The 1515-nt window shown below is 71.0% G+C and carries 2 protein-coding genes and 1 pseudogene; all 3 read left to right on the top strand.

The window, feature by feature from the left end; genetic code table 11:
* The first annotated feature begins 58 nt into the window (after positions 1-58).
* Positions 59-871, top strand: a complete 813-nt coding sequence (gene trpC / locus APM_RS09465; RefSeq protein ID WP_007423145.1) for an indole-3-glycerol phosphate synthase TrpC — start codon at positions 59-61, stop codon at positions 869-871.
* Positions 868-1344: a cyclic pyranopterin monophosphate synthase MoaC gene (gene moaC / locus APM_RS09460; protein WP_007423144.1), complete on the top strand. Its 477-nt coding sequence runs from the start codon at positions 868-870 to the stop codon at positions 1342-1344. The genes trpC and moaC overlap by 4 nt, the downstream gene beginning before the upstream one ends.
* 3 nt (positions 1345-1347) lie before the next feature.
* Positions 1348-1515 (top strand): annotated as a pseudogene (locus APM_RS20355) (molybdopterin molybdenumtransferase MoeA); the annotation flags it as partial.

Genomic DNA, 1515 nt, shown 5'->3' with positions numbered 1-1515 from the left:
CTACGCCGCGCCGGCGCCGGGCCGCAAGCGGCGACAACCCGGGAAATGGCCTGATCCAATGAACGACAAGATCGAACACGACGTGCTGAAGACGATCTGCGCCGACAAGCTGGCCGAGGTGGAGGCGGCGAAGGCGGAGACCGGGCTGGAGGAGATGCGCGCACGGGCGAAGGACACGCCGCCGCCGCGCGGCTTCGCCCGCGCGCTGATGGACGCCGCCGCCTCCGGGCGGACCGGGCTGATCGCCGAGATCAAGAAGGCGTCGCCCTCGGCCGGGCTGATCCGCGCCGATTTCAACCCGGCGACGATCGCCCGCGCCTATCAGGAGGGCGGGGCGGTGTGCCTTTCGGTGCTGACCGACCGGAAATATTTCCAGGGCCAGCCCGCGCACCTGCAGGCGGCGCGCGAGGCGGTGGACCTGCCGGTGCTGCGCAAGGATTTCATCCTCGACGAGTGGCAGATCTACGAAAGCCGCGCGATGGGGGCGGACTGCATCCTGCTGATCATGGCGGCGCTGGGCGACGAGCAGGCGCGGGCCTTCGAGGAGCTGGCGAGCGCGCTCGACATGAGCGTGCTGGTCGAGGTGCATGACGAGGCGGAACTCGACCGCGCGCTCGGGCTGCAGGCCCGGCTGATCGGCATCAACAACCGCAATCTCAAGACGATGCAGACCGATATCGCGGTCTCCGAGCGGCTCGCCGGGCAGATTCCGCCGGAGCGTTTCGTGGTCGCGGAAAGCGGCATCCGCGACTATGACGACATCAAGCGGCTGAAGGCGGTGGGGGTGCAGGGCATCCTGGTCGGCGAGAGCCTGATGCGGCAGGACGACATCGTCGCCGCGACGCGCCGGCTGCTCGGGCTCGGGGCATGAGCCGCCTCACCCATATCGACGAGCGGGGGGCGGCGCGGATGGTCGACGTCTCCGGCAAGGCCGAGACGGCGCGGGAGGCGACCGCCGCCTGCCACGTGACGATGCGGGCGGAGACGCTGGCGCTGGTGACCGAAGGCACGGCGAAGAAGGGCGACGTGCTGGCGACGGCGCGGATCGCCGGGATCATGGCGGCGAAGCGGACCTCGGAGCTGATCCCGCTCTGCCATCCGCTGGCGATCGCCGGGGTGACGCTGGAGCTGGAGCCGGACGCGGCGCTGCCGGGCATCCGCATCGCGGCGACGGTGAAGACCACCGGGCCGACCGGGGTGGAGATGGAGGCGCTGACCGCGGCCTCGGTCGCGGCGCTGACGGTGTACGACATGCTGAAGGCGGCGGAGCGGGAGATGCGGATCGAGGGGTTGCGGGTGATCCGCAAGTCCGGCGGGAAATCGGGCGATTTCAGGCAGGAGTGAGCGATGATCAGCGTCGGCGAGGCACGGGAGCGGATTCTGGCGCTGCTGGCGCCGACGGGCGCCGAGATCGTGCCGCTGGCGGCGGCTGCGGGGCGGGTGCTGGCCGAGCCGGTGGTCGCACGGCTGACCCAGCCGCCGCACGATGTTTCGGCGATGGACGGGTTCGCGCTG

It is taken from the genome of Acidiphilium sp. PM, from assembly GCF_000219295.1.
Lineage (GTDB): Bacteria > Pseudomonadota > Alphaproteobacteria > Acetobacterales > Acetobacteraceae > Acidiphilium > Acidiphilium multivorum.
This window is presented reverse-complemented; position numbering and strand designations above follow the sequence as displayed.